Annotated in this window: 18 protein-coding genes and 1 pseudogene; 15 read left to right on the top strand and 4 right to left on the bottom strand. The window is 39.7% G+C overall.

Features of this window, described 5'->3' with window-relative positions; genetic code table 11:
* Positions 1-92: 92 nt before the first annotated feature.
* On the top strand, positions 93-1511 hold the full coding sequence (locus NYE65_RS26775; RefSeq protein WP_340862284.1) for an amino acid permease: 1419 nt from the start codon (positions 93-95) through the stop codon (positions 1509-1511).
* A 262-nt stretch (positions 1512-1773) separates the two neighbouring features.
* On the opposite strand, the gene NYE65_RS26770 is transcribed toward NYE65_RS26775, so the two are convergent.
* The gene (locus tag NYE65_RS26770; RefSeq protein ID WP_340862283.1) at positions 1774-1965 is read right to left on the bottom strand and encodes a hypothetical protein; all 192 of its coding nucleotides are present in this window, start codon (positions 1963-1965) and stop codon (positions 1774-1776) included.
* A gap of 60 nt (positions 1966-2025) precedes the next feature.
* On the opposite strand from NYE65_RS26770, the gene NYE65_RS26765 reads away from it, so the two are divergent.
* The 5 genes from NYE65_RS26765 (at position 2026) to NYE65_RS26745 (ending at position 8927) form a co-directional block, all read left to right on the top strand.
* Complete coding sequence (locus NYE65_RS26765; protein ID WP_340862282.1) at positions 2026-2778, top strand: hypothetical protein; 753 nt, start codon at positions 2026-2028, stop codon at positions 2776-2778.
* A gap of 265 nt (positions 2779-3043) precedes the next feature.
* Positions 3044-4039 carry a cation diffusion facilitator family transporter gene (locus tag NYE65_RS26760; protein WP_340862281.1) on the top strand — a complete coding sequence of 332 codons (996 nt, stop codon included), beginning with the start codon at positions 3044-3046 and terminating at the stop codon, positions 4037-4039.
* 166 nt (positions 4040-4205) lie between these two features.
* Positions 4206-4949 carry a Cof-type HAD-IIB family hydrolase gene (locus tag NYE65_RS26755; protein ID WP_328131841.1) on the top strand — a complete coding sequence of 248 codons (744 nt, stop codon included), beginning with the start codon at positions 4206-4208 and terminating at the stop codon, positions 4947-4949.
* Between the two features lie 172 nt (positions 4950-5121).
* Positions 5122-6120, top strand: coding sequence for an NAD(P)H-dependent flavin oxidoreductase (locus NYE65_RS26750; protein WP_145505468.1), 999 nt, complete (start codon positions 5122-5124; stop codon positions 6118-6120).
* A gap of 410 nt (positions 6121-6530) precedes the next feature.
* Positions 6531-8927 (top strand): YhgE/Pip domain-containing protein, encoded by a 2397-nt coding sequence (locus tag NYE65_RS26745; protein WP_340862280.1) that lies wholly within the window; start codon positions 6531-6533, stop codon positions 8925-8927.
* Between the two features lie 765 nt (positions 8928-9692).
* Here NYE65_RS26745 and NYE65_RS26740 read toward each other — a convergent pair.
* The 3 genes from NYE65_RS26740 to NYE65_RS26730 all read right to left on the bottom strand — a co-directional run bounded on the left by NYE65_RS26740 (position 9693) and on the right by NYE65_RS26730 (position 12550).
* Positions 9693-10292 carry an exonuclease domain-containing protein gene (locus NYE65_RS26740; RefSeq protein WP_048679624.1) on the bottom strand — a complete coding sequence of 200 codons (600 nt, stop codon included), beginning with the start codon at positions 10290-10292 and terminating at the stop codon, positions 9693-9695.
* Between the two features lie 169 nt (positions 10293-10461).
* Positions 10462-11202, bottom strand: coding sequence for a tetratricopeptide repeat protein (locus tag NYE65_RS26735; RefSeq protein ID WP_340862279.1), 741 nt, complete (start codon positions 11200-11202; stop codon positions 10462-10464).
* A gap of 718 nt (positions 11203-11920) precedes the next feature.
* On the bottom strand, positions 11921-12550 hold the full coding sequence (locus NYE65_RS26730; protein WP_340862278.1) for a CAP domain-containing protein: 630 nt from the start codon (positions 12548-12550) through the stop codon (positions 11921-11923).
* 621 nt (positions 12551-13171) lie between these two features.
* Between NYE65_RS26730 and NYE65_RS26725 the strand changes: the two are divergent.
* The 9 genes and pseudogenes from NYE65_RS26725 to NYE65_RS26685 all read left to right on the top strand — a co-directional run.
* A pseudogene (locus NYE65_RS26725) lies at positions 13172-13663 on the top strand (FAD-dependent oxidoreductase); the annotation flags it as partial.
* A gap of 321 nt (positions 13664-13984) precedes the next feature.
* Positions 13985-14563 carry a GNAT family N-acetyltransferase gene (locus NYE65_RS26720; protein ID WP_057277520.1) on the top strand — a complete coding sequence of 193 codons (579 nt, stop codon included), beginning with the start codon at positions 13985-13987 and terminating at the stop codon, positions 14561-14563.
* A gap of 155 nt (positions 14564-14718) precedes the next feature.
* The gene (locus tag NYE65_RS26715) at positions 14719-15153 is read left to right on the top strand and encodes a DMT family transporter (protein WP_098865135.1); all 435 of its coding nucleotides are present in this window, start codon (positions 14719-14721) and stop codon (positions 15151-15153) included.
* A gap of 685 nt (positions 15154-15838) precedes the next feature.
* Positions 15839-17473: a peptide ABC transporter substrate-binding protein gene (locus tag NYE65_RS26710; RefSeq protein WP_034307043.1), complete on the top strand. Its 1635-nt coding sequence runs from the start codon at positions 15839-15841 to the stop codon at positions 17471-17473.
* A 133-nt stretch (positions 17474-17606) separates the two neighbouring features.
* Positions 17607-18536, top strand: coding sequence for an ABC transporter permease (locus NYE65_RS26705; protein WP_034311122.1), 930 nt, complete (start codon positions 17607-17609; stop codon positions 18534-18536).
* Positions 18536-19465, top strand: coding sequence for an ABC transporter permease (locus NYE65_RS26700; protein WP_340862277.1), 930 nt, complete (start codon positions 18536-18538; stop codon positions 19463-19465). Before NYE65_RS26705 ends, NYE65_RS26700 begins: the two co-directional genes overlap by 1 nt.
* Positions 19466-19514: 49 nt before the next feature.
* On the top strand, positions 19515-20528 hold the full coding sequence (locus NYE65_RS26695; protein ID WP_340862276.1) for an ABC transporter ATP-binding protein: 1014 nt from the start codon (positions 19515-19517) through the stop codon (positions 20526-20528).
* Between the two features lie 13 nt (positions 20529-20541).
* Entirely contained in the window at positions 20542-21534 is a 993-nt protein-coding gene (locus NYE65_RS26690; RefSeq protein WP_048679436.1) for an ABC transporter ATP-binding protein, read from the top strand.
* Positions 21535-21739: 205 nt separating this feature from the next.
* Positions 21740-22594: a crotonase/enoyl-CoA hydratase family protein gene (locus NYE65_RS26685; protein ID WP_340862275.1), complete on the top strand. Its 855-nt coding sequence runs from the start codon at positions 21740-21742 to the stop codon at positions 22592-22594.
* Positions 22595-22665 lie beyond the last annotated feature (71 nt).

Here is a 22665-nt window from a genome sequence, read left to right as displayed (position 1 = left end):
AAATTGTTTTTTTGAATGAAAGATTTCTACTAGGGTACCCATGAGCAGTGGCTACTGCTTACAAAACGTTAAATTGACAGTTTTTAAGGATGGTGACAATAGTGGCACTTCAAACAAATGAATTGAAACATGGTCTCAAGACCAGGCATGTCACAATGATTTCTATTGGCGGGGTAATTGGGGCAGGGTTATTTATCGGAAGCGGAACCATAATTGATTCAGCTGGTCCTGGTGCGATTTTATCGTATATAATCGCAGGATTGATGATCGTGCTTATAATGCGTATGCTGGGTGAAATGGCTGTTGTAAATCCTGATAGCGGATCCTTCTCAACATATGCACATCAAGCATTCGGTCCTTGGGCCGGATACACGATCGGCTGGTTATACTGGTTCAACTGGGTTATCATCATTGCTATTGAAACAACGTTATTGGGAACTATGATTCATGATTGGTTTCCTGGTATACCTATGTGGGCTGCCAGTCTATCTTTCCCTATATTAATGACGATTACGAATATCTATTCAGTCAAAGCTTATGGGGAATTTGAATACTGGTTAGCTTTCATGAAAGTGGCTGCCATTGTAATATTCCTCTTCCTTGGTGCTGCCATGATTTTTGGATTGGTTCCGGGATTTGATTCACCAGGCCTTTCAAACATAACTGGAGCGGAAGGATTTTTACCAAAAGGTTTTCTGCCTGTCCTTCTTAGTGTGATATTCATCACTTTCTCTTTATCGGGAAGTGAGGTAGCTGCCATTGCTGCAGGAGAGTCTGAAAACCCTGAAAAAAACATTATTAGAGCCATAAACAGTGTCGTATGGCGTCTTCTTCTTTTCTTTGTTGGTTCAGTGACCGTGTTGGTTCTCGTAATTCCCCAAGGTGCTGAAGATTTACTGAAAACCCCCTATGCCAGCGTATTTGACATGGCAGGCCTGCCGGCAGCGGGTCAAATTATGAATATCGTAATCTTCACTTCATTGCTTTCTGTTTTGAATTCAGGTCTATATACTAGCTCTCGTATGTTATATTCTTTATCAAAAAAAGGTGATGCACCGAAAATCCTTTCCCGAGTGAATAAGCGGGGAATCCCGATTTGGGCGTTAATGGCAAGTGTTTTCTTTGCTTATGTGTTCACGACTTTTAAATTTGTTTCCCCTGATAAATTGTTTGCTTTTCTCGCAAACAGCTCGGGAGGAGTCACGATGATCATGTATATCTTTATCGCCTTTTCTCATCTATATTTACGGAAAAAGACGGAAAAAGAAAATCCCGGGACACTCAAAGTGAAAATGTGGCTATTCCCTTATTTAACCTATGCGACCATTGCCGTCTTATTTATTATATTCGTTGCTCAGGCGTTTATTGATTCCATGAGATTGCAATTCTTTCTTACAACCCTTCTCACGATTCTAGTTATTGGGTCATACTTTCTGTTTTATCATAAGAAAAACGTAATTGCTGCTGAACAAGAAGGAAAACTAATAAATATCCACGTTAAGGAAGGGTGAGGAATGTAGTCGCTTTGTCCGATTATAGAGAAAAGAGATTGACTATTCTAATAAAAGACTGCCTTTAGTGGGTGGCTCCGTTGTCGACTATAGGGGTTTCGAAATAGTCTCTACCCAAACTATGATTTTAAAAGAAGACTAAGTTATCCTTCATGTTTTTACTTTTTTACGGGGTTTGTACACTTTGAACGTGGAGACCCCGCAGGCGAAAGCCGAGGAGGCTCCCCGACCGCCCGCGGAAAGCGAGTGCCCTACGTTCCAATCAACGTCCAAATTGTACAAGCCATAAAAATAGACAAACTCGATTTACATCGAGTTTGTCTACAGCCTGGGCTGCTCTTAGTGGGCAGCTTTTTCTGGTTCCAAAAATGATTGCATTCATTGCATGGGGGCGTTTATATATAACCGTAACCTTGACTGCCACCCCCTCTGTACAATTATGATACTCATTCATTTGCAACTTTGAAATCCTTTGCTAGAATATAATCTATAGAAAAGATTAGGAGTGGTGAATGTGGCTGAAACTCCAGCTGAAGATTTGATTCATTATATTGCACCAAAAGGAGAGTATATCCCTTTTTTAGATGATACGGACTATATCGCTAAAGGATTGGAATGGAAATTATTCACTGCCCGTTCGGTTAAAAGAGAACTATTATATAAAAGCGGAAGTTTTCAAGCAAAAGTCAAATTGGCAGGTTATGAACAATATGGCAACGGACTTGACACTGTAGTCGTTCAATTTGAAAATGGTAAGCTTAGCTGCATTAACCCTTCCTATTTAAAGGAAATGCAAAGCTCCAGTTTCGGAAAAGAACTGTTGAGTGGCCCGGTTTCCGAAACAGCCGCAGTTTCAAGTGAAACTGAGCAGATGGATGAAGCACCAATTACGGAAAACGCCGATCAGCCAAGTGAAGAACCAAAAAAGGCAAAAACCAAAACTAAAAAAACGACAGCAAAACCTAAGTTGGACTTGCCTGGGGAAAAAGTGCATTTTACCGCGACCGTCAAGGAGTTCACGGCAAAAATGAACCATTTCACTGGTGAAGAAGATGAAGTCATACTCTTAGAGAATGTTAAAGTGACAACGGAGCCTGAATTGACTATTGGCGATGCTTGGTGTGGATATAGCAAGACATTAAAAAAAGCTGAGCTCGAAGAAGGAGACGCAATCGAATTTGATGGAAAAGTGGTCGACAAAAAATACAATAAAGAAATACGCTATAAAGTAAATAATCCATCCAAGTTAGTGAAAAAAGAAGGGTAAACACTCGAAGTTATTGGATGATATGGAGTAAGCCGCCGCTTACTCCTTTTTTATTGCCGTATTCAGGCATCTAAAGAAATGAATGATTACATGAACTTATTAGAATAGATGCGTCCACCACTGGAATATATTCGTTTGTGGGAGATACAACTTATAACCTTTCTCCAATCGTATTGGTTTTGCGTTTGTGGTTTCATATTTTCCAGTGTTGGGGATAATACATTATGATCATGCATTTATAAAAAAAATAAGGGGGGATTTTCATATGAAAGAATTATTTCGATTATTGAAACAAGGTAATAAATCGGCGTTCATTGCTGCCTGTGTGAATAGTATCATCGCAGTGCTAAAGGGGATTGCCTATTTTATGACAGGAAATGTCGCTATGTTTGCTGAAACTTTACATACTTTGGGTGATGCTGCGAATCAGTTTTTCGTCTTCATTGGTTCTGCACTAAGTAAAAAGTCACCAACTGATCGATTCCCTGATGGTTTTGGACGTTTGGTTAACCTTGTATTGCTAGGGGCAGTATTGGTTGTCGGGATCATGTCTTATGAAACGATTAAAGAAGGGTTCCATCACATTTTACACCCTGCAGAATCAACTGGTATCCTTATTAACTTGTCAGTCCTTTCGTTAGCGGTTGTGTTGGAATCATATGTATTATTTAAAGCGATGAAAGAAGTGGTCCATGAGACTGGAATTGAAGCTAAAGGGGCAGCCGTCATATTTAAGAGCTTTTCTGGTTTAAAAAGGGCAAAACCAGCGACGAAATTAGTATTTATGGAAGATATGGTAGCGACAGGTGGCGGCGTCCTTGCGATAATTGCCATATTATTAGCAAACTTCACGCCTTTTATCCAAGCGGAAGGAGTTGCTTCCGTCATGATCGGTCTTGGTATGTTCTATGTGGTTGGAAGGGTTTTTCTTGACAATGCTGCTGGTGCTCTTGGGGAAGCCGATATTGATATGCGGCAAAAAATTGGTGCGATGGTCATGGATGATCTAGACGTAAGGGATATACAGAAACTGGCCGTAATAAAAGAAGGGGAAGATTTTCATGTTGAACTTGAAGTTGAACTGGATCCCCATATTTCAATCGCACAGGCGGACGACATTAAAGATCGGCTGTTTAATCAAATATTAAAGGAAAGAGGGGTAACGGACGTCATTATAGAATTTGATGAAAATGATGGTATCCCAAAATGGGAAGGTCAGATAAAAAAAGAATTGAATGAAATCAAAAAAGACAGCGAGTAGAAATAATGGCAGAATACAAAATGTCATGATCAGGATAATTGTGTGATTATAAATCAAGACACTAATGATAATGCTGTTCAATTCATCACGTACTTTCCTTGGGTATGCATTATAAGCTATCATGGACTTAGTTACATAATGAAGGATTATGGAAGGGTGAATAAGAATGGAGAAACAAAATATTAAGCTAGTTGCACTTGATATGGATGGCACACTTCTCAATAAGGCTGGAGAGATATCTGAAGAAAACCGGAGAGCGATAAAAGAAGCCGAAAATGAAGGGGTTTTTGTGGTATTGAGCACAGGAAGATCCTATGCGACGTGCAGTGATTTTGCAAAGTCAATGGAACTCCAATCATACCTCATTACAGTAAACGGAAGCGAAATTTACGATAACCAAGGAAAACTGGTGGAAAGGAATATCGTCGATAGTGAATCCATACAATGGATGTGGGAATTAAGCCAAAAACATGGTACACATTTTTGGGCCATTAGCTGCGATAATATTTACAGGGCTGAAATGCCTGAAAAAATCCATGACTCGCAATGGCTTAAATTCGGTTTTGATACAAATGATGAAAGCATCCGCCAAATCATCATGGATGAACTGGTATCAAAAGGAACCTTTGAAATAAGCAATTCAAGCCCAACGAATATTGAAGTGAATGCCATGGGAGTCAATAAAGCGAAAGCGATAAAGCTCGTATGTTCACTGCTCGACATTAGCATGGAAAATGTAATGGCAGTGGGTGACAGCCTTAATGACCTTGCGATGATTTCTGAAGCAAAAGTGGGCGTGGCAATGGGAAATGCCCAAGAAATTGTGAAAGAAAAAGCAGATTGGATTACAGCGACAAACGAAGAAGATGGTGTAGCTAAGGCCATTCGGAAATGGGTGCTTTCAAATTGAATTGAAACTGTATATGGGGCGTATTCCATATACAGTTTTTTTATTAAAATGGTGCTGCATGACAATTAAATTTTAGCTGCTGAATTAATTTCTTGAAAATTGTGTCTTTTAGAAGTATGATAATCTTGTAGTGTTATATTTTGGTAATATATTAATAATGGGAGGTTTAAGGATGACAAGTAGTTTGCCTGAACAGTGGTGGAATCAATTAACTTTACCAGTTATCTCAGCACCTATGTTTTTAATATCCGGTCCTGAGTTAGTGAAAGAATGCTGTTTGAATGGGGTGATCGGCTCTTTTCCAGCACCGAATGCGCGGCCGATAGAGGTACTGGATCAATGGATGGGTGACATAAACGATACATTGATTGCAGCAAAGGATAAAGAACCAGGCTCAAAGATAGCTCCATGGGCAATGAATATGGTTGTTCACCGTACATATAGCCGGCTTGAAGAAGAGTTGGAATTGGTCAAAAAGCATCAGCCTCCCATCGTCATTACATCATTAGGTTCACCAAAACATGTGGTGGATGTCGTACATAGCTATGGCGGGTTGGTCTTTTCGGATGTCAGCTCTGTGGATTTTGCAAAGAAAGCTGCGGAGTCCGGTGTGGACGGATTGATCTTGGTTGCTGCGGGAGCAGGCGGTCATGCTGGTGAGATAAATAGCTTTGCTTTCGTGGACAGCGTAAGGACATTCTGGGATGGAATCATTTTGCTCGCCGGATCGATCAGTACTGGTCACAGTATCTTGGCAGCTCAGGCGGCAGGAGCGGATCTTGCATATATGGGTACACGTTTTATCGTGGCGAAAGAGAGCAGGGCAAATGATGAATATCGTGAAATGCTTGTCGATTCTGACCATGATGACATCATCTTGACCGATGCATTTTCAGGCGTTAATTGTAATATGCTTAAACCGAGCATCAGGAAGGAAGGATTGGACCCAGAACAATTAGCCAAAAAAGAAAAAGTCGATTTTGACAGCATGTCCAAATCGTCTGAATCTAAAGCGTGGCGTGATATCTGGTCAGCGGGTCATGGTGTGGGGGCGATTAAAAAAGTAGATACCGCTGCAGGCATCATAAAACAATTAGAAAAAGAGTATCAGGAGTCCTTGAAGAAATTGACCGGGCAGGCGGAAAAATTAAAAGGATTTATATCGAAATGATATGAAAGCGCTTTATTTAATTATGCTAATATAGCTAATAAAAAGGGTACCCATTATGGGTACCTTTTTTTCCATGTAATATCAGAGCTAATTCATAATAAAGTATTTTCAGCTTAAAAGGCAATCTAAATGGATTTAAAGATAAAAGCAGTAAATATAGGATGTATCGCTGTGAAAAAATATTGATAAAAAGATGGATAAATGTTATATTATTTTCGTGATAATGACCAAATGAACAATTTAGTCATATATTATTCGTTGTTTAAAAAGTAATATATATTTAGGTGAAGATGAAGAACTCTAAATTTACAATGCAGAAGCATATGACTTAATTTTGTATTCTTTCATGCGTTTTCACCGAGATAGATTAAATAAACGGCATATTCGTCGTATAGGAGGGCTTGGTAGGCGTGTTAAAATCTTTAAAGGGTGAATTTTTAGCCATAATAAAACATCCTATGATACTCATTTCCATAATAGGGATCATACTGATTCCTTTATTATATAGCGGCACATTCCTTTGGGCATTTTGGGATCCATATGGTAAGGTGGATCAATTGCCTGTAGCCATTGTCAATTTGGATGAGGGTGCGGAGTTCAATGAAACGGAACTTACAATAGGAAAAGATTTAGTCAAGGAGTTAAAGGAAAAGAAGGATTTCGATTGGCATTTCGTCAGTCAAAAAGAAGCCAATGAAGGCCTAGAAAATCAAGATTATTACATGAAAATAGAAATTCCGAAAAACTTTTCGAAGAATGCAACGACCTTGCAGGAGGACAATCCGAAAAAACTTGATTTAATTTATACGTCCAATGAAGGGTTCAATTATATATCCACTAAAATTGGTGATGCAGCTTCGGAGAGAATCAAAGGGGAGGTTTCGTCGGCGGTTACGAAAACCTATGCGGAGTCAATGTTCGATAATTTGAACGAAGTGGCTGACGGACTCAAAAGTGCCAGTGATGGAGCTGGAGAATTGAAAGACGGAACAGATACAGTGAAAAACGGCTCCAGTGAACTTGGTGAAGGGATTATCTCAGCTAAAGAAGGTTCCAAAAAAGTGGATGAAGGAATTGACTCCCTTCATTCAGGTTCTGTCGAAATCCATGAAAACCTGGAAAAATTAGCTGAAAAATCATTGACCTTTTCGAATGGGGTCGGTTCGGCAGCTGCAGGATCAAAGGAACTTAATCAAGGGTTACAACAGTTCAGCTCTGGTGTTGGGCAAATGAAAGATGGTCAATCCGAGCTTTTGCAAGGGGCCAAGAGATCTGAAGCGGGAACTGGTGAATTGGCCTCTGGATTGCAGCAGTCATTAGAGGGCTTCAATCAAATAGATGAAAAGCTGCCCGCTTTGACTGAGGGAGCAAATGGTGTAGCGGCTGGTGCCGCCCAGCTTTCAGGTTCATTGTCTGAATGGAGCGCAGCATCAAACGAAGCAAAAGCGGGGGCATCTGAAGTTTCGGCAGGTTTGGATGAGGTTATTTCCGGATTGGAACAACAATCTGAAGCTACGGATGATCCTGCAGAGAAAGCGCGTTTGGAGGGAGTGATTTCTTCTCTAACACGCATCAGTGAAGGTAGTAAAGGAGTATCTGAAGGAGTGGGAAAACTATCGGCCAGTGCAACCGAAATTGCTAAAGGCTCAAATAGCCTTAGTGATGGAGCCAATCAGTTAAGTGAAGGCACTAGTGCGTTAAGCGGCGGTTTCACGCAATTGAAGCAAGCTCAGGATAAACTCGCCAATGGGGCGAATGAACTGAAAAATGGCCAAGGTCAATTGGTGTCTGGTTTGACAACATTTGGCGAAAGTATAGATTCAGCGCAGAGTGGACTTGGACAATTAACTGAAGGCAGCAATAACTTGGTAAGCGGGCTTGATCAGCTTGAAGATGGCTCCAAGCAATTATCAAGTGGAACCTCACAGCTTTCCGAAGGTTCGGAAGGTCTGGTTAAAGGAACGGATAGATTGAAGGAGGGTTCAAACAGCCTAACTAGCGGAATGGGAGAACTGGCGAATGGAGCCATTAAGTTACAAGATGGTATCGCCAAACTTTCAGATGGATCTGCAGAATTACATGACGAATTGAATGACGGGGCAAATGAAGCAGGCAAGATCAAATCCAATGAAGAAGTTTATGACATGTTTGCAAGCCCAGTTAAAGTAGATAAATTACCAATTAATAATGTACCGAACTATGGCACTAGTTTTGCACCGTATTTAATTTCATTAAGTTTATTTATCGGGGCTATCGTTCTGACGATCATTTTCCCGCTAAGAGATCCTGCTGTTATACCTGCGAGTGGATTTAGCTGGTTTATTAGTAAATACAGTGTCATGGCACTCATCGGAATCTGTCAAGCCATATTGGTGGACTCGATTTTAATTTTAGGTCTTGGAATCAATGTTACGAGCCTGCCGTTGTTTTTTGCAGTAAGCATTCTTGCTAGCTGCACATTCATGGCAATCATCCAGTTCCTGGGTTCAGCCTTTGACAATCCAGGCAGGTTCATAGCATTATTGATTTTGATTCTCCAACTGACCAGCAGTGGCGGAACATTCCCCAATGAATTAGTACCTGGCTTCTTGCAAGGATTCACACCGCTCCTGCCGATGACTTATTCCATTAATGCTTTTCGTGCTGTCATCTCAACAGGAGATTATAGCTTCATGTGGCACAATCTTGCCATATTGGCGATATTCCTCGTTACGGCATTAATATTATCTCTTCTTTACTTTATTTATAGGTATAAGAAAATGAACGGCACATTGAATGAAAAACAGGAAGAAGCAACTGTACAATGATCAAAAAAACAGCGACCCGTCTAGGTCGCTGTTTCAGACTGTAGACAAATTCGAGGAAAGCTAGTTTGTCTACAGTCTTTTTCAAAAAAAATCCAGTTGATTGAAGAAATCCGCTCCCTTTCCGCCGACTGTCTCCCAAGCCTCCACGACGCAAGCGTCTGTGGGGTCTCGGCTAGCCAGTCGTTCGGCAGGAGTGTCGCAAATTTCTTCAATCTAGATAGGATTTCACCCCATATAAAACAGTAAAAAATTATGGAGTAAAACCAAGTCTCGTTTTAAAATAATGGTAATAATTTCAGATTCGGGATAATGCCGTTTCGGCTCCACTTTTGTCGACAACGGGGTTTCTATCTATATTTTAAAACAAAGTTGATTGGAGCGGGCGTTCAAGACTCCTGCTTGGAAAAGCGTGTACAAGGGAGACCCTACAGACGTAAAGACCGCCCACGAAAGCGAGTGCCTTACGTTCCAATCAACGTTCAAATTTAAACCCCTCAAAACGTTCCTGTTGATTTCATCCAGATAAAAAAGTGAAAATACATGAAGGATAACTAAGTATTCTTTTATAATAAACTGAAACAGCGACCCGTCTGGGTCGCTGTTTTTTGATAAATATCAAGTAATAAGTGAAATGCAGGATAATAATAGGCTTCCTAAAATAAAAACCACCTTAAAGATATGCATTACTGTTCTCATGGAATGGGCAACGGTTTGTTTGTGACAAAACATTGGTGCACCATTACAATGAAGTAATTATTTAAACGGCTATACCCTTGTTTTTTGGGAAGCAGGTGCATATTTCTTCATTGGATTTTTTGCAATGACATCCTTCAAATAAGGATGGCCAGAAGGACCTGGTTTTCTCATAAGCTCCATTAGGTAAGATATATCGTCCATGGCCCTATGTGTTTGAAAATTGGTGATATTATGTGCCTGCAGTAATGTTAAGAGTTTACTATTCTCAAATCCATATTGCTTCCAAGGTACATTACGCATCGTACAGTACCACTTTTGATCATTGATTTCCGGATACATTTGGTAGAGAAAACTTCTATCGAAAGAAGCATTGTGTGCGAAGATCGAATCGGTACGGTCAATGAAGGTTTTAATTTTTTCATCATGAAAACTCTTTCCTTCTACGGAGCTGTATGGAATTCCATGAATTCTGTATGCTTGATCATAATTCCTTCTTGCTCCATAGGAGAGAGGCTCCCTTAAAAATGATTCTTGATCAATAAGATTAATGATTTCCCCTGTTTCACTGCTGTATGTAAAGAGTATAAGGGCAAGCTCGATAATTTCATCTGAAGAGGGACGTAAACCAGTAGTTTCTACATCCAGTACTAAACCTAATCTATTAGTCAATTTTTTTTCCTCCAGTTGGGTTACATTCTTCTATTATAGCTGACATAGAATGGCTATTGAAAGCATTATGATCGTTTTAAAGGATTTGAAATATTGAAGGTAAGGGTGAACTAACGATACTAAAAAAAGATAGAGATTTTTAAGCAATCTCTATCTTTTTTATCCATGTTCATATGCAGTGCAAAATGTTTTCCATTTCATGTTCGGCAATTTGTACGAATTCTTCGTTTTTTTGAAGACTGAAAATGTTTTTGGATTGCTTTATATAGTGCAGTCCTTCTTCAGGTTGTTGCAGATGAACCAGATTCTTACCAGTTAAAAGATGGAGTTCCGCATATAAATATAATGATTCTATCGAATTACAAATGTTGATCCCTTTAAGAGTATAATTTAATGATTCTTGATAATAATGAAGTTCAGTCAATGTTTGTGCTAATCCATGAAAGATCATCACGATAATGGTACCTTCTTGGTTCACATGGGGAATATTTTTGATAAATTCCAGTGCATCATTGAAGATGGTGATGGCCTCTTCATAATTCTTCGTTTTAAAATGGATGATCCCGATACTATTTAAAACTTCTATCTCCTGTTGATGAAGAATGACCCGTTTACCCTTGGTAATCTGCATGGCTTCATTCAATAATTCAATAGCCTTTTGTTTGTCATTGTAGAAATAAAAAAAAGAGATACCTTCATGCCATTTTAAGAATTGATAAAATGATATCGATTTTTCCGGTGCAGTTGCCATTTCTGTTTGAATGATTTCATAAATTGCTTCATAATTACGTGTGCGTTTGTATTTGTTAATCAAAAGTTTAATGGTTTCTATGTAATTATAGATCGGTTCATTTTTGGTAGTGAAGAAATACGGCAGGTCAACTTTAAGTTTATCCGCAAAAAGTGCCAATTCATCAATGGTTGGAGAAGTGATACTTCTTTCATAATCTGACAGGCAATAGGTTCACATATATCCTTAGCCAGTTCTTCTCGTGTAAGATTTTGTTTAATTCGTAATTCGTTGATGACAGGGCTAACCTCTATTTTCATTACAATTGCCCCTTTGTACCTATGTCTAGAATTCTATTTTACATAATTTATTTTTTATCAGTAAGATAATTGAAAGATAGTATGATATAACTGCTTTACGTGTTTTCCTTGCGTAACCCATCCAACAAAAAATAAAGAACGTTTTCTTATTGATACGATCAAACTGAAATTACGTCTTTTTGATATAAAGTGAGAAAGGAATATAATCAGCGATAATGGCAATCATTTGACTTGGAATATAAGAATAAATAAAAGAGGCCGGCAATCGCCGCCTCTCAGACTGTAGACAAATTCGATTTAAATCGAGCTAGTCTACAGTTTTTTATTTGAAAAAAGTTGCAGTGATTTCAGAAATCCACTTCCTTTCCGCCGACTGTCTGCCAAGCCTTCTCGACGCAAGCGTCTGTGGGGTCTCGGCTAGCCAGTTTTTCGGCAGGAGTGTCGCAAATTTCTTCAATCTAATGAGGTTTCATTCCAAATAGGTAAAAATTCATGAAGGATAACCAAGTTTCCTTATATTATCATGGTCCGGGGGAGAGTTGTGTCGACAAACTCAGAGGCTGCCGCCTCTGAAGCTTTTAATTTCCAATGAATTGTTGGGTCCAATAGTGGGCGTATTTCCCTCCAGTTACATGCCCGATTCCAATGTGCGTATAGTTCTTGTTAAGAATATTCGCCTTATGTCCGGGGCTGTTCATCCATGATTTCATGACAGCATCCGCACTAGGTTGACCTGCTGCGATATTTTCCCCTGCGTACTCGTAACTGATCCCAAAGGATTTCATCATATCGAAAGGCGATCCATAACTGGGGCTTGTATGATTGAAATAATTATTATCACGCATATCTTCAGATTTTAGAATGGCTACCTTGGAAATGGCTGTATCCATTTTAAGTGAAGGGAGGCCCGATTTTGCCCGTTCTTCATTAACTAAACTAAGGACCTGCTGTTCAACTGATTGACTTTCTTTGCGATTAACCGTGGTATTGGATGATTCGGGAAGATTTATGATTTGTCCGATTCGAATTTGATTTGCATCGTTAATAGCAGAGTTCGATTTAAGTAATTCGTCAATGCTGACATCATATTCAGAAGCGATTTTCGTTAAGGTATCTCCTTCTGCCACCTCGTATGTATTGGCTCCCAAAGCAACTTTTGGAGATAGAAGTGATAGTGACAGTGCTGATAAAAGGATGATTTTCTTCATTTTAATTCCTCCTAGTAGAATATCTGAATTGGTAATATAGTATCCTATAAAAATAGTTTTGTGTAAAATTAGCTCATTCTCATTCTTTATAGGACTAGGAAAAAGGATAGTATAAGAATATACATAATAAGGGTCCATATAACTTGGCAGATTATATGGTAAATGAAAATCATAGGTCTATTTGATAAATTAGAATGCTGAATTTCTGGAAAAAAAGAATCATTTTACGTTTGCAGGCCATGTTTTTCAGGGAAATAATAAGTACATCAAAACGATATAGTTATATGGAACTAAAAAGGATGAAACTAATTAATTGTTCCAAGGGTGGAGCTTGTATGGATTTAAAGGCAGGGAAAGTGTTTTGGAAAGATACATTTGAAGCGAGAAAATATCCCATGTTGGAGGAAGACCTTCCATGTGATGTTTGTATAGAAGGAAGCGGTTCATGCACACTGTGCCTATTTTTTGACAGAGACTGGTCTAATTTTTTTCCTGATCTATAAAAGGGATGCTAGCGAAGGAAGTACGGTTGCGAACACTGGACTTTTACAGTTTTCAAATGAGTAGAAAAAGCTTGTACTATGCATCCAATCCCATGCTTAAAGAGAATATAGGAATCTTAAAACCCGAAATTTCCCTGTTGAATATTATACTGAAAAAGAGATTAACCGGAAATTTTCGTTTTCGAAAGCAGGAGCGCTGGTTACAGATAATGATGCTGAAATCAATCCTTATAAACATGTACATTTATTGATTGAAAAGGCAGTTTCGAAAGGCGTACGTGTCTATGCAAAAACAAAAATTAATGGAAAGATACTAAAAGAGAATCAAACCCAGTTATTTATCGAAACTGGTCATACGGTACATGCACAGACGGTCATCTTCGCAACTGGTTATGAAGCCCAAAAAGAAGTGAAGGATAAAAATGCAGTGGTTCTCAGTTCATATGCCATAGCAACAAATCAAATAGCCGATCAAGCTAAATGGCATGATAATATGATATTTGGGAAACCGCACGGCCTTATTTATATGCAAGAAAAACTCCTGACAATCGAATTATCATTTGTGGCCTTGATGAATCGACCGGTTATCTGGAGAAAAGGGATCCAATGATTTTGAACAATAGAGATAAATTAATATAGCAGCTTGTCAATCTGTTTCCAGAATTAGAGAATCGGATCTGGGCTGATTATTATTGGGGAGCTTTATTTTGTGAGATCCATGATGGTTTACCGACAATAGGAATGTATCCTGACCATCCTAATTCTACTTCTTATTGGGTTATGGCGGGAATGGAACGGTTTACAGTGTCAACCGTTCCCAAAATAATCAGGGATTAAGGCATTTTTCAAAAAGTATTGTCCATTAAGACAGGTATCTCTTCATCTTGAATAGAATTAAGTAGACAGCTGAATATACGGGAGGGATTCTTCGATGTGGTTTAAGGAATTGGAAACAGAAAGACTGCATTTAATCGAAATAGGTCACCATCATGCCGAGAGTCTGTTTGAAATCCTCTCTAAAGATGAAGTGACCAAATATGATGGGATAGAAAGTTTAACTCTAGTAGAAGATGCCCGCCGCTTAATCGACTCGTTTAAAAGTGCTTATATAAACAAACGAGGGATGCGGTGGGGAGTCATTCTAAAGGATTCAGGCAAGTTCATCGGTACTGTTGGCCTGCATCAATTGAGCCTAGCCAACAAACGCACCGAAATAGGATATGAAATCCATCCTGAATATTGGAGGAAACACTTTACGTCTGAAGCTGTCAACGTAGTATTGCGCTATTGCTTTGAGGAATTGAGACTAAACAGAATCGCCGCTTTAACTTTCAAGGATAATATTGCATCCAGAAACCTTCTGAAGAAATTTGGATTCAAAGAGGAAGGCAGCCTCAGAAGTTATCTATTTCTTCGTGATCAGTACCATGATGCCCTGGTATTTTCCTTGTTGAGTACGGAGTATTGCCAGTTAAGGCAACAAAGTGTTCAGGAATCATATAGATTTTAGTTTGGTATAGAAGATTGCAGCTGGCCCAAAGTGCCAGTTTTTTTATTTGCAGATGATTTTATATCAGTAAAGGACAATATACATATTTTTCATGTTAAAATGGTATGCGAATTCATTAATCAGTCCGGATGGACATAAAAAGGAGCAAAATCATTGTGAAGATATTATTTCCGTTGCTTGCGGTCCTGGGCGGAATCACCATTGCAATACAAGGACAAATCAATGGTGGATTAGGAAAAAAAGTGGGGGTCATTGAAGCTTCCTTCATTTCGTTTGGAATCGGGACTCTCGCTTTATTATTTATTGTTTTGTTTGCGGGAAATGGAAATATTTCTGCCATCGCGTCTGTACCCAAATGGCAATTAACAGGCGGGCTGTTAGGGGCTATTTATGTCATTGTGATCGTATTGGTCGTGCCTCGGATTGGAGTGGCACCGGCATTGGTCGGGGTTATAGCAGGCCAGATAATTATTGGGGCAGTCATTGACCATTTCGGTTTATTCGGAGGCGTACGCATCCCATTGGATGCGAAAAAGGTGGCAGGAATTTGTTTACTTTTCGTGTCATTATATTTGTTTAATCATAAATGAAGAAGGGGCACTTTTCATTGAAATGACGGGTACATATAGGGGAATATTTCTATTCCCCTATAGTTAATGCCTATTATTTGGAGATTGATTAAAGAGAACTAAATATTTTAATCAAGTAATGCATTATTCTGCTAAAATATATTATTTGAGAGGGGATGGTTTGCTAGGAAAGTTGTCTTAGTAATCAACCTGATGTGAATTATTAGAATATTGAGAAATAAATAGACAAGAGAACCTATATGAATACTGATTTAGAAGGGTTTGTAAAAACACCTGGAAGTCGGAAGTCCTTTTAGGTGATCATTTCTATTTACCTAGTATCTAGATCGAATTGATTAGCAATTAATTACTATATTGTGAAAAAGTACTCACCGGTTTATTGATTTTTTGGTTTATTCGTAATATACTTAAAATTCAACATCTTTAATTCGAGGTATAGTATCCTTGGCGAGGTGAAAAAAAGGTGATTTTATACCTAGTAAACTGCATTAATTGCTTTTTTTAGGTAGAAATTAAGATTTATGCAAACGGTTCGCTAATTGTTTTTGGTGAATTCCTGCAATGAATGCTTCTGCTTTTCCTCGCAATCATTATATGTACTATACGGAAGATTAATAGGTGTTAGAAGGATAATCTCTTAAATGGGAATATTCTAAGAAAGATTAAAGATGAGGGGGAATATTTTTTGAAAAAGTCTAAATTTTCAGTGCTTGCTCTTCTTATGGCCATCATGCTTATGCTTGCGGCATGCAACGGCGGTTCGAAGGAAACTTCGAATGAAAAAGAAGGGGGCTCGGGTGACTCATCCGGATCAAAAGTATTAAACGTAAACAATTCGAGTGAACCTGGTTCGCTTCACCCTGCAAATGCTCAAGGTACTCATGAATCATGGATCCTTGAACATACGTTCGAGGGGCTGACAAAGAAAACAGAGGAAGGCAAAATCGTCCCTGGTTCTGCAGAATCATGGGAAATCAGTGAAGATGGATTAACTTGGACATTCAAATTGAAAGATGGTTTGAAATGGTCAAATGGAGATCCGCTTACAGCCAATGATTTCGAATACGCTTGGAAATATGCTTTGAAACCGGAAACGGCTGCAGATTATGCTTACCAACTTTATTATCTTAAAGGCGGGGAAGCATACAACAGTAAGAAAGGGAAGGAAGAGGACGTAGGGGTTAAAGCGACAGACGAACATACATTAGTCGTTACTTTGGAACAGCCTACACCATATTTCCTTGACTTGACTTCTTTCTATACTTTCTATCCAATCAATAAAAAGGTACAGGAAGAAAATCCAAAATGGGCTTTGGATGCAAAAACTCACGTTTCAAACGGGCCGTTCAAATTAACGGAATGGAAACATAAAGAAAGCCTGAAAATCGAAAAGAATGAAAATTACTACGATAAAGATAAAATCAAATTGGATGCGGTTAACTTTGCTCTAATTGAAGATGAAAATACAGCATGGCAAATGTATCAGAGTGGCGAATTGGACCTCGCTTATCCACTGCCAGTGGATATTCAAGGTCAAATGGTCAATTCTGATGATAAAGAATTCAAAATGGGCAAAGAACTTGCCGTTTACTATTACAACTTTAATACAGAAGTGAAACCTTTTAATAATGCTAAAGTAAGGAAAGCGCTTTCAATGGCTATCGAGCGTCAAAAAATCACCGAAAATGTTGCTCAAGGCGGACAAAAGCCTGCTTTCGGCGTAGTCCCTCCGGGTATTCCCGATGCATCTGGAGATTTCCAGGAAAATACAGGTAACCTATTTAAGGAAGATGTTACCGAAGCTAAGAAATTGTTAAAAGAAGGACTTGCTGAAGAAGGCATGAAAGAATTACCTGAGTTTTCAATTTTGTATAACACTTTAGATTCACACAAGAAAATTGCTGAAGCGGTTCAAGGAATGTGGCGTGATAACCTGGGTGTTGAAGTGACACTTGAAAATGCGGAATTCCAAGTTAAGCTTGACCGTGAAAAAGCTGGTGACTTTGAAATTTCCCGTGCAGGATGGGTTGGTGACTATGTTGACCCGATGACATTCATGCTTTGGGAAACGGACGGCGCCTATAATGATGCAGGTTGGTCGAACAAAGAATATGATAATTTATTAAAAGAAGCAAAATCTACAATGGATCCAAAAGAACGCATGGATGCTTTGCATAAAGCAGAGAAAGTCATGATTGACGAAATGCCGATCCTTCCGGTTTACTTCTATACAAAACCATATATGGTTAAATCGAATGTTACTGGAGTTTATGCTCCAATTAACGCTTATCCGAACTTTATTTACGCGGATAAAAAATAATAGAAGGATAATAGTGAAATGGGAGGTATGTCCGATTAAGGACATACCCCATTTTTCAATTGCGAATTTGAATATTTCATGCATTCATTTCCGTTTTCAACTTCTTAGAAAATCGATGATTGGGGTGATTACCATGTTGAGATATACATTAAACCGTTTTAAATGGGCGATTATTACTTTATGGGCTGTTATTACATTAACGTTCATCATAATGCATACGATTCCGGGAAATCCATTTGCAAAAGAAGGAGCCATGCCTCCTGCTGTTTATGAAAACCTTCAAGTCCACTATGGATTGGACAAGCCGTTGTTGACCCAATATGGGAATTATTTATTGGAAGTCGTTCAATTTGATTTTGGTCCTTCATTGAAATCTTCATCCATTTCCGTGAATGATTACATTTTGAAGGGGTTTCCGGTGTCATTGCACTTAGGGGCACAAGCTTTGGTGATTGCCATCTTCTTTGGCCTCATTTTGGGTGTCGTGGCATCACTGAAAAGAAATAAATGGCCCGACTATTTATCAATGATCATTGCCATCGTAGGGATTTCCGTTCCTAACTTTATCCTGGCGACTATTTTAATCAATTACTTTGCAATTAAATGGAATATATTTCCTGTTGCTACATGGGCGACATGGCAGCATACCATTTTACCATCCATTGCCCTTTCCATGATGCCGCTTGCTTTCATCGCGAGACTGATGCGGACAAGCATGCTTGAAGTAATGGGGCAGGATTACATTTTGACAGCAAAAGCCAAAGGATTGAAACGGAGCGGTGTCATAATCAAACATGCGATTCGGAATGCGTTATTGCCGATTATCACGGTTCTGGGCATCCTTACGGCTAATATCGTGACAGGAAGCTTCATCATTGAACGTATTTTTGGTATTCCTGGCATGGGAGATATGTTCGTAAAGGGAATATCCAACAGGGACTACCCGGTGATTCTTGGTTCCACAATTGTGTATAGTGCGGTGCTTATTTTATTGATATTCATCGTTGATATAGCCTATACGTTGATTGATCCTAGAATTAAAGTGACGGGAGAGAAGAAATAATGGCAGATAAAGTGCATTTAACCGAAGATATGTTCCAACCCGCCGAAGGCAACTTTAAGGAAGCTGAAAAAATAGCAAGACCTACAGTTTCATATTGGTCTGACGTCTGGCGTCGATTTAAAGAAAATAAGCTGGCGATGACGGGGTTTATTCTTATAATCCTCTTGGTCTTGATGGCGATTTTTGGTCCGTACATTAACGGATATACTTATTATGGACAAGATTTCGATAAAAAGAATCTTAGCCCAAATAGCGAGCATTGGTTTGGAACGGATTCATCAGGAAGGGATCTATTTACGCGAGCTTGGTATGGTGCAAGGATATCCTTGTTCATTGGATTGATGGCAGCGCTGATCGACTTTTTAATTGGTGTCCTTTATGGCGGGATTTCTGCCATTCGCGGTGGACGCACGGATAATATCATGATGCGTATCGCTGAGGTAATCTATGCGATTCCATACCTATTGATGGTTATCTTAATGATGGTCGTATTAAAACCTGGTATTCTGCCGATCATCATTGCGATGTCGATTACGGGGTGGATTCCGATGGCGCGACTGGTACGGGGCCAGGTTTTACAACTGAAAGAGAATGAATATATCCATGCTGCAACAATCTCTGGAGCCAATACGAGCTGGACTTTAAGAAAACACATGATTCCAAATACAATGGGACCGATCCTTGTCAATTTAACGTTGACTGTACCTACTGCCATTTTTGCCGAAGCTACACTTAGCTTTTTGGGACTGGGAGTTCCGGCACCTCAGGCAAGCTGGGGAACATTGACAAGTGATGCACTGGGAAGCATTCTGGTAGGGAATTTCTATCAACTGTTAATCCCGGCAATATTGATTTCCTTAACGATGTTCGCGTTCAATGTGGCTGGTGACGGATTGCAGGATGCCTTAGATCCAAAACTACGGAAATAAATGAGTCCTAACATAATGAATTGATATTACTAGAATAGGAGGGACGATGATGGAGAACCTATTAGAAGTCAACGATTTACAAATCACCTTCCATACTTATGCAGGTAAAGTGCAAGCGGTTCGCGGTGTGAACTTTGGCGTGAAAAAGGGGGAAGCCGTTGCGATTGTTGGGGAGTCCGGATGCGGCAAAAGTGTTACAGCGAAATCTATCATGAGATTATTGGAAACACCCCCGGCAGAGTATGGAAAAGGGTCGATAAACTTTGGCGGTAAAGACCTTCTTAAAATGAGTGAAAAGGAAATGCAGAGGATTCGCGGGAATGAAATCAGCATGATTTTCCAGGATCCGATGACTTCGCTCAATCCAACGACAAAAATCGGCAGCCAGATCATGGAAGGCATTTTAAAGCATAATAAAAATATGTCCCGAAATGATGCATACGAACGGGCGTTGGAAACACTGAAACTAGTAGGTATTCCACAGCCGGGAAAAAGGATGCAGCAATATCCGCATGAGTTTTCAGGTGGTATGCGCCAAAGGGCAATGATAGCGATGGCCCTTGCTTGTGAACCGAAATTACTGATTGCCGATGAACCTACAACTGCATTGGATGTAACGATACAAGCGCAAATTTTGGAACTGATGAAAGATATCCAACGAAGAATGGATACTTCCATCATTTTAATCACTCATGATTTAGGTGTGGTTGCGGAAACTTGTGAACGGGTAGTCGTCATGTATGCAGGCAAGGTAGTGGAGACGGGTACGGTAGAGGCTATATTTTCAAACCCGCAGCATCCTTATACAAGAGGTTTGCTTAAAACGGTACCGAGGCTGGATATGGAAAAAACGGCTCCGTTGGTTCCGATTATCGGATCACCACCTGATTTATTGGATCCGCCAAAAGGATGCCCATTTTACCCAAGATGTGAATCAGCAATGAAAGTGTGCAAAGACCATGATCCGGAGCTTGAAGTAGTGGACGAAGGTCAGACAGCCGCATGCTGGCTGCACCACCCGATGGCCAAGGCAGCACAGGTACAAGCACCGACTAACGTATAAAGGAGGAGAACCAATGGTTTCACTGAAAAATAAGGCCGTAAAAGAAAAGACATACAACGAAAATTCTCCTCTTGTTGAAATAAAGAATCTGAAGAAGCATTTTCCTATCGGTTCTCAATCGCTGAAAGCGGTAGATGGTTTGGATCTCAAAATCTATCCAGGGGAAACTGTCGGTCTTGTTGGGGAAAGCGGTTGCGGTAAGTCGACTGCAGGTCGTACAATCACTCGATTATATGAACCGACAGATGGAGAAGTTCTTTTTCAGGGGAAAAATATTTTCGATTACAAACCTGGGGAAATGTCACATATCCGCCGTGAAATACAAATGATTTTCCAAGATCCTTACGCATCCTTGAACCCAAGGATGAAGGTGGAGGAATTGATTGGGGAACCACTTGCCATTCATGGGATATCAAAAGGTAAAGAGCGAAGAAAACGGGTGGAAGACCTATTAAAGCTGGTTGGTTTAAGTCCGGAACATATCACTCGTTTTCCGCATGAATTCAGTGGCGGACAGCGCCAGCGTATTGGAATTGCAAGGGCATTGGCTTTAAATCCTAAATTCATCGTTTGTGATGAACCAATCTCTGCCTTGGATGTTTCGATACAGGCCCAAGTGGTCAACTTATTAAAAGAACTGCAAAAAGAAATGGGATTGACTTATTTATTCATCGCGCATGATTTATCGATGGTCAAGTATATTTCAGATCGCATTTTAGTCATGTACCTTGGAAGAATGATGGAACTTTCGGATAGTGATTCTTTAACGAAAGATCCGCTACACCCATACACACAGGCCTTGCTATCCGCAGTGCCGATACCAGACCCGACTATTAAACGGGAAAGGATCGTCCTTAAAGGCGATGTACCAAGTCCGATCAATCCGCCGAGCGGCTGTGTATTTCGGACGCGCTGCCCTAAGGCGATGGAGATATGCTCCAGTGCTGTACCTGAATGGAAAGAACAAAAACCAGGGCATTTCGTTGCTTGTCATTTATATTGGTAAACAAAAAAACCAGTTGCATTTGCGACTGGTCTTTTTTTACACATTTATGTAAAATATTTTTAGAATAGAAACGATTATCAAATTATTTATCAGCATGTCAAAATAAAAAACTAGGAATCTGAAATTAAAACATATAAAATGTAATTATATGTAAATATAAAATTCTGTTGAATGTTTCAATTTGTGAGAGAAGGAGGGACTGTTATTGTATTCCACGATAACTAGTGAGATCGTCGATCGTGTCATGATTGTTACTCTTAATCGTCCAGAGAGATTGAATGCTTTCAATGAAAAGATGTGTGAGGAGATGATTCACGCTTTTAATGAAGCGGATGAAAATGATGACGTAAGAGCCGTCATATTAACTGGCGCTGGGGATGCTTTTTGTGCTGGAATGGATTTGGAAAAAGGTGCAGAAACGTTTATGGATCACACTCCTTTGGTTGAATATCGCGATGCAGGAGGAATGTTGTCATTACGGATTTTTGAGATGAAGAAACCTATGATAGCAGCCATTAATGGAGCGGCAGTCGGGATTGGGATAACAATGACTTTGCCCATGGACATTAGAATTGCTTCAACAGATGCAAAGATGGGTTTTGTATTTGCAAGGCGGGGGATAACGATGGAGGCATGCAGCGGCTGGTTCTTGCCTAGACTTGTCGGAATGGGCAAAGCTTCCGAATGGATTTTTACCGGCAGGATGATTACGGCCAGTGAAGCATATGAGGGAAGGCTGGTAAATAAGATCGTCGAGCCAGAAGAATTGATGTCTGCAGCAATGGAGATTGCGACAGACATTGCGGAAAATACATCTTCCGTCTCTGTGACGCTATCCCGGCAGTTAATGTGGTCCATGCTCGGTGCGAACCATCCTGTTGAATCACACAAAATAGAATCGAAAATGATTCATTGGACCGGAAAACAAGCTGATGCACTAGAAGGAATTGAAGCTTTTCTCGAAAAAAGGAAAGCCGATTTCAAAATGAAAAGCAGCACGGATATGCCTCCGTTTTATCCGTGGGGAACGGATCGAACATATGAAGCGGATAAGAAATGAATGAATGGTAAGGTCGATATCGAGGGCTTCGGAAGTGCTTGATAATTTTTACTTTTCGGATAAATTAGGGT

Origin of the sequence: Peribacillus sp. FSL R5-0717 (genome assembly GCF_038002945.1) — a bacterium.
GTDB lineage: Bacteria > Bacillota > Bacilli > Bacillales > DSM-1321 > Peribacillus > Peribacillus frigoritolerans.
This window is presented reverse-complemented; position numbering and strand designations above follow the sequence as displayed.

Coding starts and splice junctions, on each gene's coding strand:
- NYE65_RS26770 (WP_340862283.1), bottom strand. CDS start 1,965: ATGAATGAGTATCATAATTGTACAGAGGGGGTGGCAGTCAAGGTTACG.
- NYE65_RS26760 (WP_340862281.1), top strand. CDS start 3,044: ATGAAAGAATTATTTCGATTATTGAAACAAGGTAATAAATCGGCGTTC.
- NYE65_RS26755 (WP_328131841.1), top strand. CDS start 4,206: ATGGAGAAACAAAATATTAAGCTAGTTGCACTTGATATGGATGGCACA.
- NYE65_RS26750 (WP_145505468.1), top strand. CDS start 5,122: ATGACAAGTAGTTTGCCTGAACAGTGGTGGAATCAATTAACTTTACCA.
- NYE65_RS26730 (WP_340862278.1), bottom strand. CDS start 12,550: ATGAAGAAAATCATCCTTTTATCAGCACTGTCACTATCACTTCTATCT.
- NYE65_RS26720 (WP_057277520.1), top strand. CDS start 13,985: ATGTGGTTTAAGGAATTGGAAACAGAAAGACTGCATTTAATCGAAATA.
- NYE65_RS26705 (WP_034311122.1), top strand. CDS start 17,607: ATGTTGAGATATACATTAAACCGTTTTAAATGGGCGATTATTACTTTA.
- NYE65_RS26700 (WP_340862277.1), top strand. CDS start 18,536: ATGGCAGATAAAGTGCATTTAACCGAAGATATGTTCCAACCCGCCGAA.
- NYE65_RS26695 (WP_340862276.1), top strand. CDS start 19,515: ATGGAGAACCTATTAGAAGTCAACGATTTACAAATCACCTTCCATACT.
- NYE65_RS26690 (WP_048679436.1), top strand. CDS start 20,542: ATGGTTTCACTGAAAAATAAGGCCGTAAAAGAAAAGACATACAACGAA.